The organism is Vibrio sp. NFR, assembly GCF_027587095.1.
GTDB lineage: Bacteria > Pseudomonadota > Gammaproteobacteria > Enterobacterales > Vibrionaceae > Vibrio > Vibrio harveyi.
Window position 1 is genome coordinate 17,831 of record NZ_JAPPTN010000018.1, and the last position, 18,288, is coordinate 36,118.

The following is an 18,288-nucleotide window of genomic DNA, read 5'->3' on the forward strand; positions in this document are numbered from 1 at the left end:
TTTTGCCTATCAATCAACAGCCTTAACGCTGAATGTCGGCCTATATTCTGACGGAGATAACGATTCTTCAATTGTATCGTCGTGAAGTGTCTTTGGCGTCAATGGTTTGATCTGTGGAGACGCATGTTTTTCATACGGTTGATGACGCAAATAGTGCGTCGCTTGAAGGACAGACAAACGGCCTTGTTCTACCATTTTATCGGTTGGAGCAAATAACACCTTATGACGCAATAGTCCACGATACACACCATGACTGAGATACACGGAAACCAAACCAATGTCCTTGGTTTTGTTTGCACTGCGTAGTTCACTGATCGCGGCTTCGATCGCAACCGCACTACCGACAATGTAGTCGATATCGCCCATATCAATAACACGCTGAACTAGGTTACGCTGTAACTCTTTGTCATTGTCAGCCCAGTAAGAATCCACGATGTGAATATCGCTGTTCTTTATTGCTTCGTAGAAACCTGTGGTAACCGGTTTGGTACCACCACGCGTTCTTGGACCAAGCAGTAGGGCAATATTGGTTTTACCCGAGCCTTTAGGGTGCTTTTCTGCAAGGTATTTGCCGGCTTCATAGCCCATCCAATACCAGTCCACACCAACTACGCCTTTAAGCAGTTTGGTTTGCTCTGCATCAAGGTCGAGTTGATTTACGGTAGCAAATACAGGCGTATTACCAACCCAGTTTCTCAGGTTGTGCTCATAAGCTTGTGGATCAACGGTACCAAGGATAATGGCATCGGCACCCCATTGAGTGCACAAAGCCAATTGTTGCTCTTGGCGCGTTTTATTGGGATAACCGCCTGCCTCAAGTACGCGCAGGTTAACACCCAGTTTTTCCGCTTCGGAAACCATTCCATAGTTTACTGATAGCCAGTATGAATCCTTTAAATGAGGGTAAATGGCACAGATTTTCTCTGCTGCAAAACTCGGCACTGAAGCGAAAAGTGTCATTGCTAGCGCAGATTGTTTGAAAATTGTGCGAAATGAACGCTGATTTATAACCATGAAATGAAGTTCGTTGGCATAGATTAAGTAAACACTGCAAAATATAACGTAATATGTCGCCGAACACGAATATTAAGGTCAGGAAAATATGTTGCTAGCTACCGCAAGCATCGGTCGTAAACTGTTATTGTCCTTCATTGCGATGGCAATGTTGGTGATGTTATCAGCATTAATCGGTGTATCAGGGTTTTCTCTGGTGGCAAAAACGGAAAGGAACGTGGTAGATGCTGCCATACCAGCAATGATTGAAGCTCGACAAGTGTCAGAGCTCAGTACCCGCATCATTTCATCGGTTCAAATGTTGTCCAATGCGCAAAACGAACAGGAGCGTAAAGAGGCGGGGCGCGTCTTATTTGATCAGCTTGAGTCCTTACTTACTCACATCAAAGAGCTGGGTGGAGAGTCTTTTGATTCACAATTGCTAGAGGCATTGGAAAATAACGTCCAGAACGTCATTAACAACCTGGCGGAGTTAGGTGTCACGGTAGAACGCAAGCTTTGGCTAGCGAAAGAGATCGATACGCGTGTAGAAGAAATGCGCTTATTGAGTGAAGAGTTGGAGCAACTTACGCGTACTCAAGTGCAAAACACCAGTACCATTGCCGTTGCGAACGTGACGCATATTTATGATTTGCTTGAATCCAACAAGAAAGATCAAGTGTATCAAGCGCTAGATGCGTTAGTGGAAGTCGACCTAGACCTGACCGAACGACTTCACGAGCTGCATTTACTCGCCTTCAAGATGCTCAACCAAATTGAAGAAGCGCGCACACTGACTAACGTAGACCGCATTCAACAGATCCAAACAGCGTTCGAAGACAACCTAAAAATCATGAAACGCCGAGTGTTAGCGGTAGAAGACCCAACGCGCTCAGAGCAAATGAGCCAACTTCTTACTGAACTGGGTAAACGCCAAGTTGTCTTTACCATTTTGCTTCAACAATATGAGAACAACGAGCAGTCTCAGCAACTAATGCAAAAAACGCTTGAGCTTTTCTCTGAGTTAAACAGCACCGTAAACAAGCTGGTGGATGATTCTAATCAGACTACCCGTATTGCGGTTGAACAACTGACAAGTACCTTGAAATTTGCTCAGTGGTCGCTGACGGTCATTTCGATCATTGGTTTGATCATTGTTGTGCTTATTCTTTGGCGTGTGGTTTACGTGTCGGTCGTGAAGCGCTTGACAGAATACTCTTCTGCGCTGCTTTCTGTTGCGCAGGGCAACCTAGCGGTAGAGCTGGAAGTGAAAGGAAAAGATGAGCTGGCGCATATGGGGCAAGCCATCATTACTGCTCGTAATACGGCGCAAGCCCTCAAGGTGGTTGCTGAGGGCGAAGCGAAAGCCAAGCGTGAATTGGAAGAGCATAAAGAGCACCTCGAAGAGCTGGTTGAGCAACGAACTTCTCAGTTGAAACAAGCAAATCGCCGTTTGAATGAAGAGGTGTTGAACCACGCGAAAGCACGTAAGCAAGCAGAACAAGCCAGCCGAGCGAAGTCTGCCTTCCTTGCTACTATGAGTCATGAGATTCGTACGCCGATGAATGGTGTGCTTGGTACGGCACGTCTGCTGATTGATTCCGGTCTGAACCCAATTCAAAAGCGTTACGCAGAAATCATCAACCGCAGTGGTAAAACGTTGCTGGCGATTTTGAATGACGTTCTGGATTACTCGAAAATCGAAGCCGGACATTTGGAGATCCGCAGTTTAGGTTTCGACTTGCACCAAATGATAGAAGACACATTCCAGTTGATGAACGGCAAAGCGCAAGAGAAAAAACTGCTGTTCTCTTACCATATCGAAAGTGATGTAGGGCGTTACTGGAAAGGGGATGTTACGCGCATCAATCAAGTTCTAAATAACTTAGTGGGTAATGCGATTAAGTTCACCGAACAAGGTGAGATTGACATCTATGTCAGCTTGAACCCAGAAGATGAATCGCAAGTTCTGTTCGAAGTCTCGGATACCGGTATTGGCATTGCAAAGAAAGACCAAAAAACCTTATTCGATGCCTTTACACAAGCTGAAGGCGGTTTGAACCAAACTGGTGGTACCGGGTTAGGTCTTGCTATTAGCCGCCGTATTATTCAAGCAATGGGGGGCCGTTTGGATGTGGATTCGGACGAAGGACATGGCAGCCGTTTCTGGTTTTCCATTCCTTTAGAAGAGAGTGAGCCTGTAGAGACGGTTTCCATCGCGAGCGCTCGTTGTAAAGTGAAAGCGAAAGTTCTGCTAGTAGAAGACAATCCTGTAAACCGTGTTGTGGCGGAAGGTTTCTTAGAGAGCATGGGACACCAAGTTATCATGGCAGAAAATGGCTTAGAGGCGGAGCAGATCATTGACAAGCACGATTTCGACATTGCACTGGTCGATATCAACTTGCCAGATTGTAACGGTGCTGATTTAATCCACCGCCTTAAACGCATAGAGCGCAACAAACCAGCGGATAAAGCACTTGCACCTACGCCAATGGTGGCGGTTTCTGCTCATGTATTTGCTGAAGAAGTGGAAAGCTATTTGGCGGCGGGATTTGATGGCTACTTACCAAAACCTATGGAAAAAGAAGCTCTTGCTGCGCTCATCCAAGATATGTTGGATGGCAAACAGCTGCTGCTTCCTCAAAGCGGGGAATGCATCCCACATAATGAAATAACAACAACGACCGACAACAACGAATCGGCGGTCACAACAGACACGATAGCAGAGGAGCCAGCAATGGTTATCATCAACCCTAATGTGATTCAGTCAGACATGAAGATTTTGGGCAGAGAAAAGATGCTGCACATCATTGATTTGTTCAGACAAACCAGCGCTGATGTACTAAGCCAAATGGAAACGTCTTCAGAAAGCGGTGACAGCCGAGGCGTGAAAGATCTTGCCCACAAATTGAAAGGCAGCGCAGGCAGTTTAGGTCTGACGGCATTAATGAATACATGCCAATGTGTTGAAATTGCCGCTGAGCCATTGGAGGCGTACGCCACACACCAAGGTGCGCTAAAAGAGCAAGTTGATGAGTCGATTCATGCCCTTGATAACCTGATGGCTGAATAAACGTCTATTTTGCTACCTGCTTGAGCCAGAAGGTAAATTCGAGCAAGCAGATCAAGGCCGATAAACAAAAACCTCCGGTTTACGCCGGAGGTTTTTTTCTATTCGGTCAGATCATCTTCCCACTCAAACCGAGTGTCTAATGCATAAGGATCATCTTCGAACGGATGCTCCATTCTGCCACGCAAGTATTCGAGTTGGTGCTCAAGCATGTTGACCGTATCGTAATCCCCCTCTGAGCAAGCAACGTAAATCTGTTGCTCGAGAGCGGCAATGTTGTCTCGGATACTCATGAGAACCCCCTTAAATCATCATCGATTCTCAAAACGATTATAGTCAAGTAAACCAAATTCGATCGGTTGATTTGTACGATACCAATCGTGGATACGATCGCTAAACGGCCAGAACTTTTCTGAGCTTCGGCGAATCGCAAAATTATCCAGTAACTTAACGTAATCTGACTCGGATTTTAGAGCACTAAATTGATCGACAAATTCTTTTACCTGATTTTCGTTAATTGAGAAAAACGCAGCTGGGTAACTGCCAACAACACCTCGAACGATGGTCATATCATCGTTTGCGAAGTCACGGTTACTTTCTTCATCAAACAAACTAGAAATATTGATATGCGCGTTATTATGCAGCAGGGTAAACAGCTCATCTTGACCGGAATTACTGCGCACCATCAGCATGGTGATTTGCGGCACAGTTTGGAGTCCCTCTCCACGAACTTGGTTGATGCTTGCCAACTGCTGCTCACTCTCCACCGTTAGTGCGGTATCTACAATGTCATAACGTGGTAACAGGATAGGTGAAACCTGCTTGCGCAAGATGTCGAGCAGTTCGGATTTCGGGTCGTCAGTATGGTACACAACGCTAGTCGGTTGGCTAAATGGTGCGACATTACGCTGCAAGAAGTCGCTTAGCTGACGCGGTTGATCTTGGTACCAACTTGAGTGCTCTTGATGACGCATATCGGCAGGCAATAGGGCAATAAAATTACTCTCCCCTTCAAGACGAAGGAAGTCCATGAACATACGAGTGATCAACTGATGACCAAAGTTGCCATAAACATCAAACCCAGCAACGAGAAGGTAGTGAATTCGCTCAAGTAGGGCATAGTCCAGCACCCAAGCTGTTTTTGGTTGTTCTCCGACTAAACCCTGCACGACAGATGCACTGTCAAAGTGACGGAATACCGTTAGCGCTGCATTCGGATTGGTGCCGTTACCATCCCAAATCACATCCGTAGAAAGATGCTCGCCGTTTTTGAACCATTTGTTGATGAAGTCTGATTTAGCCTCTAGGTAACGAGCTTGCTGGCGTGAGTATTTCACCCAGTTTGTTACTGGTACGGTATTGCTTTCTAACTCGCCCGGAAGCTTCAAATTGTCTGCTTGGGAACGATAAAACTCGTTCACCTCGGGAATATCCGCTTTGTCTGGATCGAGGAAGAACACCCAAAAACGGTCGTTAATTACATTCAATGCTAATTGACCGCGACACACCGGACCTTTGATGTAAGCCATAATGGTGTTTTGTGCATTATCCAGCATGAACTTGAAGCGAGATTTCACTGGTAGGTCAATGAATGCAGTCATTGGGTTAGCAGCGACTTCTGGCTCGTAGCTTGGCAGTTGTGCCACTTTGTAATCGGCATCAATGAACCACTTTTCCCAGTTATCAATGCGTTGTTTATTCAAGGCAAACGGCATGTGGGTCTTATCCACGATAGTGCCTTGCTCTGGAATAATACGATAGTAAACGCGTTCCACTTTGGGATCATCATATGGACGACGTGTTGTAATGCGTTTTACAGGCTCGCCGGGAGGCGTCGCAGAGCGAACTAATATAAAGAATCGAGGTTGTTCTCCATCTAATTCAGAGAAATATAGGTGAGATAAGAACAGATGTTCGTAAATGTAACGAGCAGCAAGTTGATTCTTACGAGAGCCCTTGTTGAGTAACGCTTCGTACTTGTCTACTTCTGTTTGTTGTTGCTCGGTTAACGGTACATGTGCGTTCATGATCGCGCCATTCTTTAACCAAAGCATCAATGTTTGATACTCCGCTGAAGTTAAGTTCGGCATACCAAAAGGCATTCCCCATGTTGGGTTGTCTTGCTCATATTGCGCGTATTCTTCAATGGTCGGACAGGTTTGTTCACGATCGATAGAAAAATCGAAGCCTTCTAGCTGAACTTGGTCGGGAAGAGGGTGACGTTCCTTTTGTTGCAGCATTCGTGCAATTAGACCTGCATCCATGTTAGCCGCCATGCTCTGCTCACGTTCGTTAAGCACAGGATGGAAGCCAGCGTCACGCCACTCCTGAGTGGTTTGTGCATCTTCAAATAGACGAGTTGGGGCAGCGGCAGTGAGGCGAGTGCCTTCATATACTAAAGCTTTGCTTGCTCCGCGGTCTATGCCTTCTACGGAAGAAAGTTTGAGCTGACAAGGGGCATCGTAGCAGGCATGGCAAACCACACAGCGATTATCAACAATAGGTTTGACGTCATGTTGAAAGAAATCCGCTTGTGGCGTATCAATCGTTGCGGTTCGCTCGCGAACTTGCTCAGGACCAAACAGTTTATCGTAGTTTAGTCCTGCATAGGTCGCACAACCCGCAAATAGAGTGGCAATAGACAGTGTAAAAATTAAACGTAAATTCATTGAGTTATTTTGAGTAAATTGAATTTGCGTTAATTAAAGCAAAATACGCCGCTAAATACCAAAAATCGGAGCAATTCGCCCCGATTTCTGAGTTGTTATCGTTAGGTCAATGGCAATGTACTCACTCGAACCTAGAACGCGTAAGTGACGTTAAATCGGAAGTCTCGACCAGGGCTCGCATACCCTTGTGCTACTGGGCTTCCGATGTATGCCATGTATGAGGCATGGTCGAAGTAGTACTTATCAAAGACGTTCTTCACCGATAGGGTTAAGGAAAGTTCTTCATCAGCTAATGGCATCCAGTATGCGTAAACGTCATGCACACCATAGCCTGGCTTTTCTGGATGGACGGTTGGATCCGCTACATCGGTCAAGCGTTCAACAAATCGTGCATTCCAACCAAACTCAAGGGTTTCCATTGGTTGGTAGATAAGATCAAGTACCCAAGTATCACCAATCGATGTTCCCAATGTGGAATCTTCATCAGAAAGCGGTGTGCCGTTTAGCTCTGGACGGGATTGGTTGTAACTCAATCGAGCTGATACATCAGCAATTGCATAGCCTAAGTAAGCGGTAACACCTTGGTTATCCAAATCGCCCACGTTGGTGTAAACCGCGCCTTGGTTTGTTACCACGTCTTTGATTGTGCTATCGAAGAAGGTGACGCCAGCAAAGAAATCATCGTATTGGTAATTTGCCCCTAGCTCTAAGTTGCGTGCTTCTTCAGGTTTACGATTTGGGTCATTTTCGCGGTAATCGATAACAAACAGTTCTTTGATTTGTTGACCACGGAACGCTTCCGCATAACTAGCAAATAGGTTCAAGCCTTCCAACGCATTGTAATTAATACCTACGTTAGGGCTAAAACCGTTTGAGTCGAAGTCTTGGTCCTTGTTATCGGTTAACTCGTACCAATCGTAACGAGCACCAGCGGTTAGAATGATGGTTTCTGTTAACATCCAATCATCTTGGACAAACAGACCATAGACAGTGCCTTTTTCTTCATCATCCTTTTTACCATCGTAGTTGGTTTCAAATTCCGATTTGTCTTTCTTGTAATCCAAGCCATAGACCAAAGTGTAGTCAGTCAATTTACTCGTGTTGAATATCTTTATACCAGTAGTCTGGATCGAACCATCACTGGTGCCCCAGCGGGGGTGATCTTTATGAGCTAAGCGACTATCGGTGTAGTAGAGCGTGGTGTCTAAATTAAACAATTCGCTTGCTGCGTATTTGTGATTCAGAGTAAAAGTAGAACGATCGGTTTCTTGATCGAGAGGCGCATTTTTAAAGCTTGGCTGGAAGTGAGGGCGATTTAAACGTCGACCATCATCATTGCGGTAATCGTAACTGATAGATAAGTAATGTTCGTCATTCAACTGACCAGAAAGCTTTAGAAGCGCAATTTGTTGCTCTAACGCTGTGTAGGGTTGTTCCTGACCTTTACCGTCTTCGATGTTATCGCCGTCGACGTAACCAAATGAAGCCAGAAGACCAAGCTGATCAACGACTTCTCCGTATAAACTTGCTGAAACCTTGTAACCCTCATTATTGGTGTAATAACCGCCTTTTAGCATCGCACCATAGGTTTCACCTGCGGCAAGGAGATCGTGTGCATCTTTAGTGGTGAACTTAATCGCGCCACCGAGTGCACCTGGTCCGTCTGTTGCACGACCTGTACCTGCACTCACATCAACTTGCTTGAGAAGTTCAGGTTCAATAGAGAGTCGACCTTGATGGTGGAATAGGTTACCGGATTGCTCCGCACCGTCGATAGATACATTTAACATGGTATCTTCCAGACCACGGACATAGACCTTTTGAGAAACGCCAGAAGAGCCACCGACGCTAACTTCTGCATCTTTACGGAAAATGTCGTTCAAGTCTTGCGCTTGGGATTTAGCGAGCTGATCGGAATCGATTGTGATATCGACGCCTTCAGGCGTGTGCCCAGTAACTTCGACAATTTCGATGTCATCCTTGGCGTATGTCGCTTGTGATGCAACCAAAAGCGCGATGGTAAGTGGGCTTAGCTTAAATACGGTTGAAGCAGACACCGTAACCTCCATTGTTAATGAGAATTATTATCGAGTGAGATTTTGGTTATTCTTCCACTCTGAGTAAACGACTTTTACAACTGTTACAATCCTTGCAGTGAGCTGGAGTTAGCGTCGTTTAGGTAATGAAATATCCATCGTCAATCCCTTTGGTTCTGCGTTGTAAGCGGTGATCTTGCCGCCTACTGCTTCGATGTGGCGCTTGGCGAGCGCAAGACCTACACCAAAGCCTTTTCGGGATGTGACTTGGTTATTTGCTTTAAAGAAGGGTTTGAAGATTTGTCGATACAGACTAGGGTCGATACCCGGACCTGAATCAGTAATCAAGATTTGATAATGATTGGATTTGGTGAGAACACGAATGTCTAACGTTTCTTTTGTTTGTGTGTATCGCAGACCGTTACGAATGATGTTCTCCAAAGATTGGCTGAGCGCCATTTGGTTTGAGTCTTGTAGAGGAAGAGAATGATCTTGCAGCAATGAAACCTGTTTATCCGGGTATTCAAAACGCGCATCTTCTACGATGATTTCAATTAGCTCGGCGAGATCAAACGACTCGGTTCTTAAGTTTGGTTGCTCATTTTCAATCCATGCAAGGGTCAGTGTGTCTTCGGCGGTCGCTCGCATTTTTTGAGTATCGCTTTTGATTCGTTCTAGCATTTGCTCGCGTTCGATATTTTTATCTACGCAGTCAATTGCCATCTCAATTCGAGCGAGTGGGGTACGTATCTCATGTGACATGTCCGCAATAAGGTTGCGGTTGTGCTGAATCACATCTGACGTTCGTTCCGCCATTTTGTCGAAAGTACGAGCGACTTGGCTAATCTCGTCGTTGCCTAGTTTCATGGTATGCCCAATACGGGCAGAGTAATCGCCCTGACTGAAAGCTTGACTGGCACGATGAAACTGCTGCAAGGGGCGCATGACATAACGGTACAAATACACAGTCAGTGCTAGTAGAGAAAGAAAGGGAATCACAAAGCGAAACAACCAAAACGCGTGAGACATGTAGGTTCCCGGTCGCATTCGATCTGGTAGCAGAATCAAAAAGTGGTATCCGAATGGAGAGAGTGGGACTTCCATAATTGGGTTGTCTGGGAAATCGAGGTGAATCTTCCACTCTACACTTCGACCAATTCCATAACCTTGCCAAAAACGTTGGTTGAGCGGGTTCCCTCCTTTCACGTCAAGATGGGATTGCAACACGGTTGCCCAAGTTGATTCTTTGATAGCAAGCTCTTCCAGCCAAACATCAAGTCCGTGCCAATCTTGTTGGTCAATGAAGGTTTGTGCGGTATTGCCCCAATCTAAAATTTGTTGACGATGAGACTTCTTTAAATAGCTCATTTTCTCGTTAGAGAGGATGGCAGCACTATGAATCAGAGAGAAAAAGATCACCACTCCAAGGGATAAGACGATAAATAGCCGCCAAAACAGCATTTTTTTCATTTAAAAATGTATCCCTTGCCATGAACGGTTTGGATGCGGTCGTTAGACATTCCCTCTGCGATGAGGCGCTTGCGTACTCGGCTTAAGTGCATATCAAGAGCACGGTCGTATTGACTGAACTGACGCTCTAGAACGGTCTGATAGAGAAAGGGTTTACTTAACACTTCACCACGATGTTCGATTAAAGTCCAAAGTAACTTGAACTGAATCGGTGTGAGTTGAACAGGTTCCATTTCTGGGCGGTGATGAAGCGTAACGGAATGCGTCTGCTTACTGAGAAGAAGCTCTCTATCACTGAGTTTTGTGGCAGAGTTAGGTTGTTGAATCAGTTGGGTTCGGCGCAGTATCGCTTCAACACGTAAGCTAACCTCGGTGAAGTTACAGGGTTTAGTAATGTAATCATCAGCACCACATTTAAGACCTTGAATCCGATATTCTTCCGCACCGTAAGCGGTGAGCATGACAACGGGGGTTTGCGACTGAGATCGAATCACATTGAGCACTTCAAATCCATCAAGGTTAGGTAGGTTCACATCTAAAATCACCAAGTCGAACGTTTGTTGATGAAATGCGCTTACTCCACCGTCACCACTGTACATAGAACTCACGTTGTAACCTTGCTCTTTGAGTAGTTCTGTGAGTTGAAGGTTGAGGTCGGGATCATCTTCAACTAACAAAATAGAAGGAGCAGTTGAGGGAGCACTAGACGACCAGTTTTGATGAGAAGTGCTAGTGGCTGACGTTGGACTGAACATGTTGATGCATTACTCATTACTTGATAATGCGAACTATTATCAAAAATCAACTGGTGAAAATCAATGTGCTGAATGAGAAAGCTATCAGTTATTAGTAATAGAGCGTCAAAGTGCGACCTAATTAGAAGTTTCGTTATCTGAGAGGGAGGTGATGCGAACGTGTGATATAGGGCGGTCAATTAGTAAAGAACAAGCGGCGAATGGATAAAAGTGAAAAAAGAAAACCCACCAAGGCTGGCGGGTTTTTTCGGTAGTAGCAAAAGAAACTATTTCATTTTCTTAACTTCTTGCTGAAGTTGTTCTAGCTGTTTCATTTTCCCTTGTAGACCAAGAGATTGGTAGCTAATTGATGCAGGGTTCATCATTTGACCTTGCTGCATTGGGTAATCCGGTAGTGTCTTGAAGAACTCACCTAGCACGTCTTGGATAGGTACAAACAACCACATGTTGTCAGCCATCCAGCGCAAGTACATACCAGACTCGTGAGGCGCTTTCTCGAATGGGTCAGCACGTAGGTGGATGATCTTCGGCCAGTTTGGTGCGAAGCGTACCGCGTCCGTAATGTTACCTTCTAGTGTTGCGAAATGCAGTTTCCAATCGTTCCAGCGAACTGCGTTTAGCTCACCGTTTGCTGTGAAGTACAGTAGTGATTCACGCGGACCTTTCTCTTCTTTACCTTGGAAGTAAGGCATGAAGTTGTAGCCATCAATATGTACGCGCCAGTCTTTGCCATTTGCTTTGTAGCCTTTAGCCAGTTTCTCTTTCACGTCAGGAACGCCTGCTGCTGCCATCAGTGTTGGTAACCAGTCTTGGTGCGCCATCATTTCGTTGATCTTAGTACCTGGTTCGATTACGCCAGGCCAACGAACGAGCTGAGGAACACGCATACCGCCTTCCCATGTCGTGCCTTTTTCACCGTGGAATGGTGTTGCACCGCCGTCAGGCCACGATACAGTCTCTGCACCGTTATCGGTTGAGTAGATAACGATGGTGTTGTCTGCGACGCCTAGCTCATCCAATTTGTCCAGTAGAATACCCACTTGATCATCATGCTCTAACATGCCGTCGGCGTAGATACTGATGCCAGATTTACCTTGGTATTTCTCCTGAAGGCGAGTCCATACGTGCATGCGTGTTGTGTTATGCCAGATGAAGAAAGGCTTGTCCGCTTTTACGGCTTTTTCCATGAACGCCAACGACGTTTCTAGGAATTCTTCATCGGCATGCTCCATACGCTTACGCGTCATAGGACCTGTGTCTTCGATCTTACCGTCAGCAAATGACTTGATTACACCGCGAGGGCCGTAGTTTTTACGGAATTCAGGGTCTTTCGGGTAGTAATATGTTTCTGGCTCTTCTTCAGCGTTTAGGTGGTAAAGGTTACCAAAGAACTCGTCGAAACCATGGTTAGTTGGCAAGTGTTGGTCTTGGTCACCCAAGTGGTTCTTACCGAACTGAGCCGTCATGTAGCCTTGCTCTTTTAGCAAGTCTGCAATGGTCGGTGCCCAATCAGGGATACCGTGAGTTGAGCCTGGCATACCAATTGTAAGCAAGCCAGTACGGAACGGTTCTTGGCCTGTGATGAATGCTGCACGGCCTGCAGTACAAGATTGCTGACCGTAGTGATCAGTAAATAGTGCACCTTCGTTTGCGATACGGTCGATATTCGGGGTTTCGTAACCCATCATACCTTGGTTGTATGCACTGATGTTCCAGTAACCAACATCATCACCAAAAATCGCTAGGATATTCGGTTTGTCTGCCGCCACTGCTGCGCTTGAGGTTGCCAGTACGCCGAGACCGACAGCCAGCTTGCTCATTTGGTTAGCCATAAAAACTCCAAATTGGTTGAAAGTTGGAAGAGAAGCTTAGGGACCGCCTACGCTTCGTTGGCTATTAAGTTAATGATGCAATTGAAGAATGTCGCTTTATAGTGTTTATAACCATAAGTTATGTAGACGCGTAACTCTTTGTTTTCTTGGTTTAATATTCAAACCTTACCTTTTGTATGGAAAACTGAAGCGAGACTTGGGTCACGTTAATTTCCCTTTGGTTTAGAGCTTATAAGACCTTAGTTTTAACTTAATTTTAATTATGCTATTGGATTCGCATTAGTTTGTTTTGTGAGCTATACGTTTGTGTGCAGGATGCACTTTTCTAATACAGACAGAGGTTTATATGACAGCGAATTATGGCGTTAAACGCCGATTAGCGATTCTTGCCGCTGCTTTTATCGGCGCGACAAGTAGCAGTATCGCAGCAGAAAAACCGAACATTCTGGTTATCTGGGGTGATGATATTGGTCAGTCGAATATCAGCGCCTATACGTTCGGCCTCATGGGCTACAAAACCCCAAACATCGATAGAATCGCAAAAGAAGGTATGATGTTCACCGACTACTATGGCGAACAATCATGTACCGCGGGTCGCTCCACCTTTATTACGGGTCAAACAGTGCTGCGAACCGGCTTGAGTAAAGTTGGTCTTCCGGGGGCTGACCTAGGCTTGCAAGCAGAAGATGCAACGATTGCAGAAATGCTTAAACCTTTAGGTTATATGACGGGGCAATTTGGTAAAAACCACTTAGGCGATAAAGACGAACATCTTCCAACCAATCATGGCTTCGACGAATTTTTTGGCAACCTTTATCACTTGAACGCCGAGGAAGAACCGGAAAATGTTGATTACCCGAAAGACCCAGAATTCCGTAAGAAATTTGGTCCTCGTGGTGTCATTAAATCCTTTGCTGATGGCAAAATTGAAGATACGGGGCCGCTCACTCGTAAGCGAATGGAAACCGTAGATGAAGAAACGCTAGATGCGGCACTTGATTTTATGGATCGGGCGGTGAAAGCCGACAAACCGTTCTTCGTTTGGTGGAATGCCACACGCATGCATTTCCGCACTCACGTCAAAGAAGACAACTTGGGCAAAACTGGCATCAGTTTTTATGCCGACGGCATGGTTGAGCACGATAACCATGTTGGTCAGCTATTGAAGAAAGTGGATGATCTTGGCATTCAAGATAACACTATCGTATTTTACTCCACTGATAACGGTCCACACATGAACTCGTGGCCAGATGCAGGTACAACGCCATTCCGTGGTGAGAAAAATACTAACTGGGAAGGCGCATTCCGTGTTCCCGCTATGGTTCGTTGGCCGGGTAAAATTGAGCCGGGAAGCGTGTCTAACGAGATCATGCATCATATGGACTGGATGCCAACATTCCTAGCGGCAGCAGGCGATGATCAAATCAAAGAGAAACTCCTGAAAGGCTATAAAGCAGGAGATAAGACGTTCAAAAACCACCTTGATGGTTACAACTTCCTGCCTTACCTAACTGGTAAAGAGGACAAAGGGCCACGTGAAGAAATCTTCTACTTTACAGACGATGGTGATTTGAGCTCACTGCGTTTCCGCAACTGGAAGATCGTATTCCTAGAGCAGCGCGCGAAAGGTACGTTGCAAATTTGGGCTGAACCGTTTACACCGTTGCGTGTGCCTAAGATCTTCAATCTACGCATGGACCCATACGAAGTCGCAGATATTACGTCGAACACGTATTACGATTGGTTGATCGACCATGCGTACATGCTTGTTCCTGCACAGGCTTATGTGGGCAAGTTCTTAGAAACATTCCAAGAATTTCCTCCAAGGCAGAAAGCTGCGAGCTTCTCACTTGATCAGGTGATGGAGAAACTGCAAGAAAGTCACAATAAATAGATTGATTGCAACCAAATGTGGGGCTCTTCGGAGCCTCTTTTTTTGCGCCTCGTTTGAGTTTTTCTTAAAACCTATGTAATTGCTTGTCTAAAAAGAAAAAACACTTCTATCTTTGATCAGAGAATAAAAAGAATCACACAAGGACAGTTATGACTCAGTGGGCAAGTTGGAAGCAGACCTTAATTGGTCTTGCAGCGCTCGTCAGTTTTTCTCTGTTTGCACAGGAAACGCCGCAATCAACCGAATCATCAACGCTAACTTACGTAGGCAGTGAAGCTTGCGTAGATTGCCACCAAAAAGAAACCAAAGCGTGGCAAGGATCTCATCATGATATGGCGATGAGGCATGCTGATGCACAGTCAGTATTGGGTGACTTTAACGAGCACACATTTACATTCGAAGGAAAGCCAAACCGTTTTTATCGAAAAGGGGACGAGTATTGGGTCAATATCCAAGGTCCAGACGGAGAGTGGCACGACTACAAAATTAGCTACACTTTTGCGTGGGAACCGCTTCAACAATACATGGTGGAGTTTGAAGATGGACGAGTTCAGCTCATTCCTTTTGCATGGGATTCGAGAACCAAGCAACAAGGTGGTCAGCGCTGGTTTCACCTATATCCAGATACCACGCCAAAAGATGAATTCTACTGGACGAATACGGGGCAAAATTGGAACTTCATGTGTGCCGATTGCCACTCAACGAATCTAGAAAAGAATTACGACGCCAAAACCAATACGTATTCAACCACGTGGTCTGAGATCAATGTGGGTTGTGAAGCGTGCCATGGTCCTGCCAGCGAACATGTAGAGCTTGCCAAACAAGCGGAAAAATCTGGAAATACCATCGTCTCAGCGAATCACTATGGTTTTGATCGAGATTTAGGTTTGGCTGTAAAAGAATGGGTCTACGAAGAAGGGCACAGTACGCTCCAGCCAAAAGAAATAGCGATGACGCACCAAGTTCAAACGTGCGCGCAGTGCCATAGTCGTCGTACGCAGCTCAACGAAACTGAAGATCACGTAAAAGGTTCGTTCCTAGATAAATATCGTCTTAGCTTAATCACACCAGAGCTCTATTATCACGATGGTCAAATCTATGACGAAGATTACGTCTACGGTTCATTTTTGCAATCTGCCATGGCAGAAAAAGGCGTTACTTGTACTAACTGCCATGATCCGCATACCGCAGAGTTGAAGATCCCAGAAGAAGCGGTTTGTGCTCAGTGCCATATTGCGTCTGACTACATGCCGGAAAATCACACTTTCCATGAGGCAAATACTGAGGCATCCCAATGCACAACTTGCCACATGCCAGAAACGACTTACATGCAAGTGGACCCGCGTCGTGACCACAGTTGGCATGTGCCGCGCCCAGATTTGAGTATGCATATTAATACGCCAAACGTTTGTACGTCTTGTCATGAAGACGAAACCAATCAATGGGCAGATACGAAAATAGGCGAATGGTTCCCGAATTCAAAATACCGAAATCAACAACACTTCGCGGTCGCATTTTACGCGGATTCTATTGGTCATCGTGGTGCGCCTGATGCATTAGCATATTCGGCTCAAGACGCATCGTTAAGCGATATTATTCGTGCGTCTGCTCTAGAACGTATGGGTGGCAATACCGGACAGAACACTTTGGTTTCATTAGCGAGGGCCGTAAAACATGAAAGCGATATGATCCGTTTGGGTGCCGTTGCTGGTTCTTTTGGTTATGAATTTAGCGATCGTTGGCAAATTCTCGAACCATTACTAACTGACCCAGTATTGTCCGTTCGCGCTGAAGCCGCGGCTGCTTTGGTTCGTCATTATCCAGAAATGAATCCGCTGCAACGCGACAAGATCAAACAGCCGTTGGAAGACTACATGGCAATCCAGCGTTTCAATGCGGATCGAGGTTTTGGACGAACCAACCTAGCAAATGTCTATCGAGCTCTTGGAGAAACAGGTAAAGCCATTACGTCTTATCAAAAAGCCATTGAAATAGAGCCTTACTTTGATAACAGCTACGCCAACTTAGCAGATTTGTACCGTACACAAGGTAACGACAGAAAAGCACTAGAAACCTTGATGGCAGGGATTGAAGCGCAACCTAAATCGAGTGCTTTGCCTTACAGCGCTGGTTTGGCATGGCTTCGGGTTGGAGATGGCGTTAAGGCAAACCAATATTTGAAACAAGCGGCTGAAACGGCAGAACACAACCCGCAGTATTGGTATGTGTATGGCTTGGCGTTAGAGAAGAGTGACATACTCGCGGCAAGCAAAGCACTGAGCACAGCCTACCAAGTGGGTGGAAATCCGCAGCATTTGTACGCCGAGTGTGAAGTGTTAGCGCGCAACTATAAACAAGGGGCCGTAGCTTTTGCTTTTGAACAATGTGTTAAGCAGCTTGCAGAAGTGGCTCCAGCGGAGGTTGTTCAACAATTACGAGCTACAATTTCAAATTAAAATTGGCGGTAAGTTATTGGCTATAAATGGTTACAAATAAGTTGGGTATTAAGTTTATAACCAATAGTTATAGGGCTTGTGAGTAGGATGTACACAGCAAAAATTATGCATTTTGAGGGCACATTATGAACCACGCACAACAAGCCATTAATGAATTAATCGAACAAACTGAAAAAAGTGTCATTGGACAAAGCCATGTGGTTCAGGCTTTGGTGATAGGGTTACTGACCAATGGTCACGTACTTTTGGAGGGTTTACCGGGGACGGCAAAAACGCGCTCGGTGAAATCGCTTGCCAATCTACTTAATGCCAGCTTTGGTCGTATTCAGTTTACCCCCGACTTGTTACCTTCAGACGTTACAGGTACCGAAGTGTACCAAGAACTAGATGGCAAGCCTCAACTCCACTTCCAACCAGGTCCAATCTTTAACAGCATCGTATTGGCGGACGAGGTAAACCGTGCGCCAGCAAAAGTACAAGCTGCACTGCTAGAAGCGATGGCAGAAGGTACGATTACAGTGGGTGATAAGACGCACGTCTTGCCAGAGTTGTTCATGGTGCTTGCGACGCAAAACCCAGTTGAACAAGAGGGCACTTACCCATTGCCAGAAGCGCAGATGGATCGCTTTATCATGAAAGTGACCGTCGACTATCCAGAAGATGAAGCTGAGCGTGACATTATTCGTTTAGTGCGCAGTGAAGAGCTGGGTTCAGAAACCAGTAGTGAATTAGTGACGCCAAAACACATTGAGCCAGAGCTTGTGATTGAAGCGCGACGTCAACTGCCAAATATTACTGTTTCCGATTTGGTCGAGAACTACATCGTTGCGCTTGTGATGGCGACGCGTAAACCAGAGCGCTACGCGGATTCCCAGCTACAAAAATGGATCGAAATCGGCTCAAGCCCTCGCGCATCAATTTCGTTGGACAAATGTGCTCGTGCTTACGCGTGGCTACAAGGGCGTGACTATGTAACGCCTGATGACGTACGTGCGATGGTGCCATCGGTACTTGGACACCGATTCTCACTTTCTTACGATGCACTTGCCGATGGTGTTGATCACCAGCGAGTGGTGCAAGAGCTGCTTGATTGTGTAGAAATCGGATAAGCAG

General features: G+C 45.7%; 11 protein-coding genes. 4 read left to right on the top strand and 7 right to left on the bottom strand.

The window, feature by feature from the left end; translation table 11 throughout:
• Positions 1–9 precede the first annotated feature (9 nt).
• The gene (torT, locus tag OH463_RS23935; RefSeq protein ID WP_080573709.1) at positions 10–1,059 is read right to left on the bottom strand and encodes a TMAO reductase system periplasmic protein TorT; all 1,050 of its coding nucleotides are present in this window, start codon (positions 1,057–1,059) and stop codon (positions 10–12) included.
• A 43-nt stretch (positions 1,060–1,102) separates the two neighbouring features.
• On the opposite strand from torT, the gene torS reads away from it, so the two are divergent.
• A complete protein-coding gene (torS, locus tag OH463_RS23940; RefSeq protein WP_005447216.1) occupies positions 1,103–4,066 on the top strand; it encodes a TMAO reductase system sensor histidine kinase/response regulator TorS in 2,964 nt (987 codons plus the stop codon).
• Positions 4,067–4,164: 98 nt separating this feature from the next.
• On the opposite strand, the gene OH463_RS23945 is transcribed toward torS, so the two are convergent.
• The 6 genes from OH463_RS23945 to OH463_RS23970 form a co-directional block, all read right to left on the bottom strand.
• Positions 4,165–4,356 (bottom strand): hypothetical protein, encoded by a 192-nt coding sequence (locus OH463_RS23945; protein WP_005447215.1) that lies wholly within the window; start codon positions 4,354–4,356, stop codon positions 4,165–4,167.
• 18 nt (positions 4,357–4,374) lie between these two features.
• The gene (locus OH463_RS23950; RefSeq protein ID WP_239967858.1) at positions 4,375–6,732 is read right to left on the bottom strand and encodes a fatty acid cis/trans isomerase; all 2,358 of its coding nucleotides are present in this window, start codon (positions 6,730–6,732) and stop codon (positions 4,375–4,377) included.
• A gap of 131 nt (positions 6,733–6,863) precedes the next feature.
• Positions 6,864–8,789 carry a TonB-dependent receptor domain-containing protein gene (locus tag OH463_RS23955; protein ID WP_269992887.1) on the bottom strand — a complete coding sequence of 642 codons (1,926 nt, stop codon included), beginning with the start codon at positions 8,787–8,789 and terminating at the stop codon, positions 6,864–6,866.
• A 108-nt stretch (positions 8,790–8,897) separates the two neighbouring features.
• Positions 8,898–10,238, bottom strand: a complete 1,341-nt coding sequence (locus tag OH463_RS23960; RefSeq protein WP_038898244.1) for a sensor histidine kinase — start codon at positions 10,236–10,238, stop codon at positions 8,898–8,900.
• Positions 10,235–10,993, bottom strand: a complete 759-nt coding sequence (locus OH463_RS23965) for a response regulator transcription factor (protein WP_269992888.1) — start codon at positions 10,991–10,993, stop codon at positions 10,235–10,237. The genes OH463_RS23960 and OH463_RS23965 overlap by 4 nt, the downstream gene beginning before the upstream one ends.
• A gap of 266 nt (positions 10,994–11,259) precedes the next feature.
• Complete coding sequence (locus OH463_RS23970; protein WP_005447193.1) at positions 11,260–12,825, bottom strand: arylsulfatase; 1,566 nt, start codon at positions 12,823–12,825, stop codon at positions 11,260–11,262.
• Positions 12,826–13,171: 346 nt separating this feature from the next.
• Between OH463_RS23970 and OH463_RS23975 the strand changes: the two genes are divergently transcribed.
• The 3 genes from OH463_RS23975 (at position 13,172) to OH463_RS23985 (ending at position 18,284) form a co-directional block, all read left to right on the top strand.
• The gene (locus OH463_RS23975) at positions 13,172–14,719 is read left to right on the top strand and encodes an arylsulfatase (RefSeq protein ID WP_005447192.1); all 1,548 of its coding nucleotides are present in this window, start codon (positions 13,172–13,174) and stop codon (positions 14,717–14,719) included.
• A 149-nt stretch (positions 14,720–14,868) separates the two neighbouring features.
• Positions 14,869–17,175 carry a multiheme c-type cytochrome gene (locus OH463_RS23980; protein ID WP_269992889.1) on the top strand — a complete coding sequence of 769 codons (2,307 nt, stop codon included), beginning with the start codon at positions 14,869–14,871 and terminating at the stop codon, positions 17,173–17,175.
• Between the two features lie 125 nt (positions 17,176–17,300).
• On the top strand, positions 17,301–18,284 hold the full coding sequence (locus OH463_RS23985; protein ID WP_269992890.1) for an AAA family ATPase: 984 nt from the start codon (positions 17,301–17,303) through the stop codon (positions 18,282–18,284).
• Positions 18,285–18,288 lie beyond the last annotated feature (4 nt).